This is a genomic window from Kordia sp. E, from assembly GCF_056033805.1.
In genome coordinates, this window is the sequence record NZ_JBRASR010000001.1 from 599866 (window position 1) to 610489 (window position 10624).

Annotated in this window: 6 protein-coding genes; all 6 read left to right on the forward strand. The window is 32.0% G+C overall.

Annotated features, from left to right (window positions below; all coding sequences use genetic code 11):
* Positions 1 to 3: 3 nt before the first annotated feature.
* Positions 4 to 2019, forward strand: coding sequence for a tetratricopeptide repeat-containing sensor histidine kinase (locus ACUUYC_RS02685; RefSeq protein ID WP_474263546.1), 2016 nt, complete (start codon positions 4 to 6; stop codon positions 2017 to 2019).
* An 18-nt stretch (positions 2020 to 2037) separates the two neighbouring features.
* The gene (locus ACUUYC_RS02690) at positions 2038 to 3885 is read left to right on the forward strand and encodes a tetratricopeptide repeat-containing sensor histidine kinase (protein ID WP_474263548.1); all 1848 of its coding nucleotides are present in this window, start codon (positions 2038 to 2040) and stop codon (positions 3883 to 3885) included.
* The gene (locus tag ACUUYC_RS02695) at positions 3878 to 4522 is read left to right on the forward strand and encodes a response regulator (RefSeq protein WP_474263550.1); all 645 of its coding nucleotides are present in this window, start codon (positions 3878 to 3880) and stop codon (positions 4520 to 4522) included. The genes ACUUYC_RS02690 and ACUUYC_RS02695 overlap by 8 nt, the downstream gene beginning before the upstream one ends.
* Before the next feature lie 100 nt (positions 4523 to 4622).
* Positions 4623 to 4946, forward strand: coding sequence for a hypothetical protein (locus ACUUYC_RS02700; RefSeq protein ID WP_474263552.1), 324 nt, complete (start codon positions 4623 to 4625; stop codon positions 4944 to 4946).
* Between the two features lie 925 nt (positions 4947 to 5871).
* Positions 5872 to 7629, forward strand: a complete 1758-nt coding sequence (locus ACUUYC_RS02705; protein WP_474263554.1) for a BspA family leucine-rich repeat surface protein — start codon at positions 5872 to 5874, stop codon at positions 7627 to 7629.
* A 475-nt stretch (positions 7630 to 8104) separates the two neighbouring features.
* Positions 8105 to 10624 (forward strand): BspA family leucine-rich repeat surface protein (locus tag ACUUYC_RS02710; RefSeq protein ID WP_474263556.1); only part of this gene is annotated, 2520 nt, incomplete at its 3' end.

A 10624-nucleotide genomic window follows, 5' to 3' on the forward strand; every position in this document is an offset into this window, starting at 1 on the left:
ATTATGAAAAAAACACTTTCTTTTTTTATACTAATGTTTTCCGTTTTTATGTTTTCACAAGAAGATATAATGCCTCAAGTGAATACTTTAAAAAATGAAATTTCAAAAACAGATGGAATCGAAAAGCTGAAATTAATGGACAGCTTGAGTCGTTTGGTGCGACCTCATAAACAGGAGTACAAATATGACTCCATTACCAAAGCTACCATTGCTTTTGCCTATAAACTGAATGATATAGATATTGCATTGGCTAGAACCTCTTCTTTGATTTTTTATTATGCGAATAGAGTGCAAAAACCTAAAGAAGGCATTAAAGTGCTACAAGATTTTGAAAAGAAAAGTGTACAAACTAATGATAACAATATTCTTGCGCGGTTATATACCAATGCAGGAGATGCGTATTTCTTTTCAGGAGCCATAGAAGCATCAATTCCTATATATGAAAAAGCAGAAAATTTTGCTTTAAAAGATAAGGATACTTCCTTATATGCAACTGCAAGAACGTATAAAGCCTCTGCTTTTGTAGATATGGGAGATTACGCAACTGGATCGCGACTTCTTAAAGAAACTTCAAGCATTTTTACAAAACAAAAAGATACTACCAACCTTTTAATGGCTCAAAATTCATTAGCGGTTATTTATAGCAAAATAGGATTCTATGAAGAAGCTAAAGAAGAACGAAACCAGGTAATTCAGATTGCCAAAAAACAAAAGGATTATAACGTATTAATTCCTAACTTATATAATGCAGCTATCGATGCTCGCAAACAAGGAAATCAACGCTTACGTATTAGTTATTTGAGAGAAGCTGCTGAAGAAATTAAAAAACAAAAAAAACCTATTAATGTGACTCCTGTTATCTATTACGGATTGGTATCTGCCTATGCGCAAAATGATAGTTTAGCAAAAGCCAAAATATACTTTGATAAGATACAGCAAGAATATGCTACTATAAACCCAATACCATTTGAATACGAATATAAAACAGCTTTAGCAGATTATTTTATCGGCATAAAAGATTTTGCCAGCGCCAAGATTGCAGCTGAAAAAGTACTAGCAAAATACTTGAATTCTAATAACCCTGAAGGAATTTATCAAGCATACAAGCAATTATCGGTTATAACAAAAGGCTTGGGAGATTTTGAAAGCGCATTTATATATTCGTCAAAGCATACGCAATTGAAAGATTCCATAAATAGTATTCAAAAAGCAAGAGCACTCTCCTATTATCAGACGTTGTATGAAACGGAAAAGCGCGATTTTAAAATAGCGGATCAAGCTTCTGAAATCTCTTTATTAGATGCAGAAAACAAAATCAACCAACAATGGATGCTATTTGGCGGTATTGGTTTATTGGCACTGTTCTCCATTATTTATTTAATTCGATCCAAAAGATTTGCACAAAAACGAGAAGAAATGCAGGAAGAGTTCTCGCAAGAATTGATCAATGAGCAAGAAAAAGAACGTTCGCGTTTGGCAAGAGACTTACATGATAGTGTGGGACAAAAACTGATGTTGCTTTCCAAACAAACCAAAAAAACTGGAAACGAAAATATGAAACATTTGGCAAGTACAACGCTAGAAGAAGTTCGAAGTATTTCGCGTGGTTTGCATCCTTCCAATTTAGAACGTTTGGGACTTACAGAAGCAATCAATGTGCTCATTTATGACATCAATGTTAATACTGATTTATTCTTTACGGAAGAAATTGATCAAATAGATAATATCCTTTCCAAAGAATCGGAATTACATTTATACAGAATTATTCAAGAAACTTTGAGCAATATTGTAAAACATTCGGAAGCCAAAGCGGTAAAAATGAATCTTAAAAAAACGGAAAACACCATTAAGGTTGAAGTGAGTGATAACGGAAAAGGGTTTGACTTATTATCTAAACAAAAAAGTATGAGTTTAGGGTTAAAAACTCTTTTTGAACGGGCTAAAATAATTGGAGCTCAAATGAATTTGAATAGTGTTATAAATAAAGGAACAATATTAACCATAAATGTTCCTATTTAAAATTATAAAGAAAAAGTATTGAAAAACGTAGTATCATATCTCATTGGAATCTTTTTTTTGAGCATTGCTTTTGCTCAAGAAAATACGTCTATTGCTATAAAAGATACTGTTTTACAAAATCTTGAACGTGCATATAATACATCTGAAAATGACTCTGTCAAATTTTTAAATTTACTAAAACTTAGCCAATACGAATCGCAAAGAGGTTTAAACATAGCTTCACTACATATTGAAGAAGCGCTAGAGTTATTTAACTCTCAACTGTATCAATTGGATACAATACATTTAGGAGATTTATATAGATCCTACGGCAGTACAAATCGTATACAAGGGAATTTTACAAAAGCGTTAGAACTCTTTCACAAAGCAAAAGATATTTATACTATTCAAGATAAAAAAGTCCGTTTAGCAGTTATATATCAAGATATATCTATATTATATTACAATACAGAAGATTATCATAAAAGTATCGAATTTGGAAAATTGGCGATCAAAACCAATAAAAAAGCTAAAATTCAAAATCCTTTAGGCATCCTGCGCAATTTAGGGTTTTATCATAACAATATTGGACTCTCGTATTTGGCGTTAAAACAAACTGATTCGGCGATGTATCATTATGAAAAAGCAAAAGATTATTTTGACAAATCTAACTATGAAATTGGTTGGTATAGAGCAAAATCGAGTATTGCAGAAATCTTTGAATCACAAGGAGAATTAAAACAAAGTCTTTCTATTTATCAGGAAAAATTAGACAGTCAAATAAAAGGAAATTTCCAGCAAGGAATGGCTAATTCGTATGTAGATATTTCGCGCGTTCAAATGAAACTGAAAGCATATATAGAAGCGCTTAAGTATATTGATAAGGCAATTGTGATTGCTAAAAAGGAACATCTTATTGAAATGTTAGTCAAAGCGTATCTTCAAAAATCAGAGATTTACAAATCCATGAATCGTTATAAAGAAGCATATAAATACATTGAGCTACATCATACATATAACGATTCTATTATAAATATTGATAATGTAAAAAAGGTTCAGGAAATACAATTAACCTATGACTTTCGAAAAGAAAAAGTAAAGGATAGCTTGCAACTTGTTAAAGAACGAGAAATTGCCGAAACAAAAACGGAATTAGCACAAAAAAAAAGCAAAATAAAATCGCAATGGTTGTTATTTGGCGGAATTGGATTGCTAGCTATATTTACAATCATATATTTACTACGTTCACAAAAGTTTACCAAACAACAAAAAAAATTACAGGAAGTTTTCTCGCAAGAACTTATTAACGAACAAGAAAAAGAACGTTCGCGTTTGGCAAGAGATTTACATGATAGTGTAGGACAAAAACTGATGTTACTTTCAAAACAAACCAAAAAAACAGGAAATGAAAACATGGAAAATTTGGCGAATTCAACACTGGAAGAAATTCGAAGTATTTCACGTGGCTTGCATCCTTCCAATCTTGAAAGTTTAGGAATTACAACAGCAATTAATGCGTTGATTCACGATTTGAATGAAAACACTGACTTATTTTTCACAGAAGAAGTAGAAAATGTTGATAATTTACTATCTAAAGAATCTGAATTGCATTTATATCGTATAATTCAAGAAAGTTTAAGTAATATTGTAAAACATTCTGAAGCCAAAGCTGTAAAATTACATATTGAAAGAGAAAAAGAAACTGTAAAAGTCTTCATAAATGACAATGGTAAAGGATTTGATATTGCTTCTAAACAGAGAAGTCTGAGCTTGGGTTTAAAAACCTTATTTGAACGTGCACGAATTATAAACGCGTATATTGATTTACAAAGTAATTTAGGAAAAGGGACAATATTAACATTAAGTATTCCAATAAGAAATGGATAAGAAAATCACCATAGTTACCGCAGACGATCATCCAATGTTACTAAAAGGCTTAAATGAAGAATTAAAAGTCAATGGATATAATGTTATTGGACAAGCAACAAATGGAATACAAGCTTTAGAACTCATCTTAAAGTTACAACCTGACATTGCATTGTTAGACATAGACATGCCTGTACTTACAGGTTTTGAAGTCATCAAAATGGCACGAGAAAAAGGTGCAAAAACTAAATTTATCATTCTATCTTTCCATAAAGAGTCCTATTATATTGTACAAGCGAAAGCTTTTCAAATAGATGGCTACTTACTTAAAGAAGATACTTTCTTTGAAATTGAGCATTGTATCAATGAAGTGTTAAACAACAAAGTATATTTTAGTAAATCTATAGACGATCAACCACTACAAAATGCAAGTGATGAACTTAAAAAATTGAGTTTATTGACACTTTCTGAAACTAAAATATTAAAACTAATTGCTCAAGAAATCTCCAATCAAGACATAGCTGATTCACTTTCGGTTTCTATCCGAACAGTTGAAAAACACCGTAGCAATATTATAGACAAGTTAGACTTAAAAAAAGGCAATAATGTCTTAACAAATTGGGCTTTACTCAATAGAAACGTCATTTTATCGAACTAAAAATACGTACTAACACGTAGTAAATACGTGTTGGTTCTTATAGTATTTATAGTACTTGCATTATATCTTGCAGTATGTTTAATTATGTATTGCATAGATAATGAAAATAGTACTCGCACATAGTGATCGAAATTACACAAACAATTTAAAGATATTTTTCCTTAATAAAGGAGTTACGAATATTCATATTTTTTCTGATGGGTTTAATGCTTTAACTCACATCATAAAAAACCGTAGTCATATTGTAGTAATTGAAGAAACATTACCTGGGTTAAACGCAGCAGATATAAAGAAAGCGTTAATATTTAAACATATAAAACCAGAAATCGTAATTGTCAAATCTTTTAATAGTATGTCTCCGAGTAAAATTCTATCTAAAATAAAAACAGAATTTAATCTAGACAAATCAATTCTTGAAAATTAAGATATAAATGAAAACCAAAATATCAACTACTACCACTTTAAATTATGTAAATAATGAATTAGTTATTTAGGTTACTAAGAAAACGCAGCAGTATTAAATTCTTTTAATGGGCTATAAGAAATTGAAGTACTGCTTGCGTTTTATACTATAAAACAAAACATTTATCAACAATAAATGTCATAATTGTAGTTAGTTATGATTATTTTTAAAAGGGTTATCTATGGGTAGAATAACCCTTTTATGTTATATAATATAAGCTAAATATCTTGCTCATAACAACACTTACAACTAACATATTGAAGTAAAGTAACTTATACTTTACCATAAAAAACAACATACGTACCAGTACGAGAAATTTACGAGCCATCACGTATTTTATAAGAATAGCTTTGCTTCTATCTTGCAAGCAATTAGTAAGAAATGTAATTAATAATTCAGGTTGTTTAGTTTACTTATAAGAACGCTGGTCTATTCAATTTCTTTTATGGGCTAGAAGTCAAATTAATAATACTAGCGTTTCTTTTTCTAAGAATGTAATGAAACTTTCTAAACTTTAGTCTCTATGAAATTACAGAGTAATTACCTGATAACTAAAAATATAAAAATAATAGAGTGTTAGTTTAACTCTATATATGGTAGTAATTGACCTAGTTAGTTAATTACGATTAAGCGTCACCTCTGAAAAGAAGTGGCGTTTTTTTTTATCAAAACTTTAAAATAGTTAAAAGCACAGCTAAATATTGAGAACAACAAAATTTTCAATAAAAACACTAACAAAATCGTCTCGCAATAAAACAACAGGCTTCTAAAAAACATCCAACACCTAACTAAAATACTTACCACTACGTAGTATTTAAGTACCACCTCTTATTTCAAAAAAACCACCACTAAACTACATTGCACATAATTAACAACTTATAATATAATGAAAACACAAATACACATACTATTAGTATTTTTTTGCTTATTAAACGGATTCAATACTATACAAGCACAGATTCCTCCTCCAGGTCTTATAACAGCTTTTATTACCAAATGGCAAACTACAACAGCTAATGAAACCATTACAATTCCTACGCATCCCGATGAAACATATAATTATGATGTAGATTGGGGAGATGGTAGTACTATAGAAATAGGAATCACTGGAGACGCAACACATACATATGCTACTGCAGGAATTCATACTGTTTCAATTACTTATAATACTATCCAAGAAGGTTTTCCTAGGATATACATAAACAATAGTGGTGATCGCTTAAAACTATTAGAAATTGTACAATGGGGCGATAATCAATGGGTTTCAATGGAGAATGCTTTTATGGGCTGTCAAAACCTAAATATCGTGGCAACAGATACTCCTAATTTAGACAGTGTTACTTCTATGCGCTACATGCTTGGAGATTGTCGAAATCTTATAGGTAACACAGCTTTTAATTCATGGAACGTGAGTACTGTTCGCATTTTTACTGCAGCATTCTCAAATTGTTTACTATTCAATCAACCTTTAAACAATTGGGATATGTCAAGTGCTTTTGATACAAGAGATATGTTTTATAAAGCCACAACGTTTAATCAGCCTTTAGATAATTGGGATATGAGTAATGTATTCTACACTGTTCAAATGTTTAGAGGCGCTGATAATTTTAATCAAGATTTAAGTTCTTGGGATATTTCTAATTTAAGAGATGCTCGAAAAATGTTTTATGAAACACCTTTTTCCCAAGAAAATTATGATAATATATTAATAGGTTGGTCTACATTAGATACTGGAGAAGCTAGGATTCCACTTAATGTGGATTTTGGAGCAGAAACCAATCAATACTGTTTAGCTGATACAGCCTGGAATTTATTAGTCACTACCTATAATTGGACTATCATAGATGAAGGAAAAGCATGTCCCGTATCCATAGCTCCTAAAGTATTTTTACAAGGAGCTGCTTTAAACCCTAATGATGGAGAAGAAAACTTAATGCGCGATGATCTTCGCGCTGGAGGATGGCTCGTTACTAACGCTCTTACAAGTCCATATAATGATGGAATAACTGCTGAGGCAAGTGTATTTAATGTTACAGGATCTGATGCAATAGTTGATTGGGTTTGGATTGAATTAAGAGACAAGAATGACAATACGTTAATTATTGACTCGCAATCTGCCTTATTACAACGCGATGGAGATGTCGTAACTATTGATGGTACTTCAACACTATTGTTCAATGTGGATTCTGGAGATTATTATATCGCAATCAAACACCGTAATCACATAGGTATTATAGCTGCCAATACTATTGCTTTAGATGATACTACCTCTCAGATAGATTTTACCAATCCTTCTACCCTAACCTTTGGTTCAAATGCGCAAACAACATTTGGTTTGCCATTAGCAACAATGGGAATGTGGGCAGGAAATGTAAATGGTGATCGTATCATACAATACTCCGGAACCAACCCTGATGTCCCAAACATTCTTTCTTTAATACTGAATGATCCAAGTAATTTCTTAAATTTTCCTACGTATGTGATTAATGGATATAATAATTATGATGTAAATATGGATGGGCAAACTCAATATTCAGGAACAAATCCAGATACGCCAGTCATCTTACAAAACGTATTAGCGCATCCTGGAAATTTCTTAAACTTTAGTACCTATCAAATCATAGAACAATTACCTCAAAATTAACAAAACACAAGTAATAATTGTAATAGTGTAGTTAGTATCATACTATTCTCAAAAGGCGTATTCAGTTCATTCTAAATACGCCTTTATATATAAACTTTAAGATAACCAAAAAACCCAACACCCAACACCTAATACCCAACACCCAATACCTATAATACCCAATCAAACATTAAGTACCAATACTACTTATATACGAGCCATCACATATTTTACAAAAATAGCTTTGCTCCTATCTTGCTAACAATTATTAAGACATGTAATTAATAATTCAGATTGTTTAGTTTACTTTAAAAACGCTAGTGTATTCAATTCCTTTTTGGGCAAAAAGTCAAATTAATAGCACTAGCGTTTCTTTTTTCCTACAGGTTGAAAAACTTCTTCTATACGTACCAATACTTAGTATCTACGTGCCATCTCTTATTTCAAGAATATAATACCTCATTTATCTTGCACATGATTAAAAAACCATATAATCATGAAAGTAAAAACTACTTTGACAGTTATCACATCATTATTCCTTTTCTTTTTTAACACATTAGGAATTAACGCCAAGTGCAATTCTACAAATGATATTGTAAAATCTGCTAGTACAAATTATTACTCAATAGATCCAGATACTATAGGGCAAACATTTACGTCTACTTATAGTAGCACTATAGAGAGTGTTTCTTTCTGGCCAGATAGAGCTCTAGGAGCTAATATTGTAGATGAATCTGTAATTGATGAGCACCTTGATACAAATCACAGATATGATTCAGATGTAGGAGAAACTGAACTTTCTAATAGTAATAATAAATCTACATTCGTATTCAGAGGAACACATACAGGAGACTCTTTTTTAATGAATACTGATGCTTTTATCACTAAATGGGAAACAACTACAGCTGATGAAAGTATCACAATACCAACTACAGGAGGCGGATATGATTACATTGTAGATTGGGGCGATGGAACTATAGAAAGTAGTACTACAGGAAATCCTACACATATTTACACAACGCCTGGTGAACATGAAATTATAATTAGTGGCTCGTTTCCTAGAATATATTTTAATAGTAGCGGTGATAAATCAAAAATTACCGAAGTAATGAGCTGGGGAACAAACTCTTGGAGGAACATGGAAAATGCTTTTCAGGGATGTAACAACATAAAAATAACAGCTACTGACGCACCAGACCTTTCATCGGTAACCTCTATGCGTGAAATGTTTAGGGGAGCAACATCTATAACTGATGGTTTGTCTAATTGGGATGTTAGTACTATTGAAGACATGAGTTTCATGTTTAGAGGTTGTACAAATTTCAATAGTAATATTTCATCATGGAACGTAAGTAATGTAGAAAATTTTGCTTCTTTTCTTTTTAGAGCAGAAGCATTTAACCAAGATTTGAGTGCTTGGGATGTAAGCAAAGTTTATGAAATGAGAAGTATGTTCAGTGGTGCATTTTCATTTAATCAAGATTTAAGTGCTTGGAATATAAGCAACGTAACAAGTGCTAATCAAATATTCAACAATTCCAATCTTTCAACAGAAAATTATGATGCCATATTGAAAGGTTGGGCTACTTTAGACACTAATGCAGGCGAAACAGCCATACCAAATGGGATCTTATTTGGAGCAGTAAATGTACAATATTGTGAAGCTGAATTTAAACACTACCAATTAATTAACACCAATGGTTGGACTATTACCGATGGTGGAAAAACTACAGATTGCAACAATAGCTTTATTACGGAATGGCAAACAACTACAGCCAATGAATCAATCACTATCCCAACAACTGGAACTGGATACGATTACTTAATTGATTGGGGCGATGGTACTGTAGAAGGTAGTTTTACAGGAGATGCTACACATACATACGCAACTGCTGGAACCTATACGGTTTCTATTACAGGTAATTTCCCTAGAATCTATTTCAACTTTGAGGTTGAGGGAGATCGCAACAAAATTCAACAAATATCACAATGGGGACCAAACCCTTGGACAACAATGGAAAATGCGTTTTCAGGCTGTGAAAACTTAGAGGTAACGGCAACCGATGCGCCAAACTTAGCAAATGTAACTTCTACGAAAAATATGTTTGCTAGTTGTATAAACTTAATTGGAAATACAAGTTTTAATACTTGGGATGTTTCTACTATTGAAGATATGAGCAACATGTTTAGCAGTACTAACAATTTCAATCAAGACCTTGATACTTGGGATGTATCAAATGTAACACTCATGTCGGATATGTTTGCTAGTGCTTTCGTTTTCAATGGAAACATTGGTACTTGGAATACTGAAGAAGTGACTGATATGGATGGTATGTTTTTTAGATGTGAAGCTTTTACAGGTGTTGGCGGACTTAACTCTTGGGATGTTTCTAAGGTAGAATACATGAATAATATGTTTCGTCGGGCTAGTATTTTTAATCAAGATCTTGATAATTGGAATGTGACTAATGTAAGAGAAATGAATAATATGTTTTGGGATGCAACACGTTTCAACGGCAACATTAGTACTTGGAATGTTTCCAATCTTGAAGAGATGAGACAAATGTTTTATGATGCTAAAGATTTTAACAGTGATATTAGCCAATGGAACATATCAACAAACATCACTTCTCTAAGTAATGTATTTAGAGGAGCAGAGAGTTTTAATCGTAATATCAATAGCTGGGATGTATCTAATGTCACAAATATGATCGAACTATTTTATGGTGCTGTTTCGTTTAATCAGCCACTAGACAATTGGGACACTTCTAGTGTAGGTGAAGCATACCGTATGTTCTACAACGCTACTAGTTTTAATCAAAGTTTAGGAAGCTGGGATTTATCTGGTTTTGATGGTGTTTTTAATTTTAATATGGGAGAAATGCTAGCAAATTCAGGTATTTCTACAGAAAATTACGATGCTACACTCATCGGTTGGGCTTCCTTAGATATAGGAGAGACTGCAGTACCAAGTAACGTCCAATTTGGAGCAGGAAGTACACAATATTGTAATGCT

Bases quoted from the DNA above. Each gene is read 5' to 3' on its own strand.
- ACUUYC_RS02685 (WP_474263546.1), top strand. From the start codon at position 4: ATGAAAAAAACACTTTCTTTTTTTATACTAATGTTTTCCGTTTTTATG.
- ACUUYC_RS02695 (WP_474263550.1), top strand. From the start codon at position 3,878: ATGGATAAGAAAATCACCATAGTTACCGCAGACGATCATCCAATGTTA.
- ACUUYC_RS02700 (WP_474263552.1), top strand. From the start codon at position 4,623: ATGAAAATAGTACTCGCACATAGTGATCGAAATTACACAAACAATTTA.
- ACUUYC_RS02705 (WP_474263554.1), top strand. From the start codon at position 5,872: ATGAAAACACAAATACACATACTATTAGTATTTTTTTGCTTATTAAAC.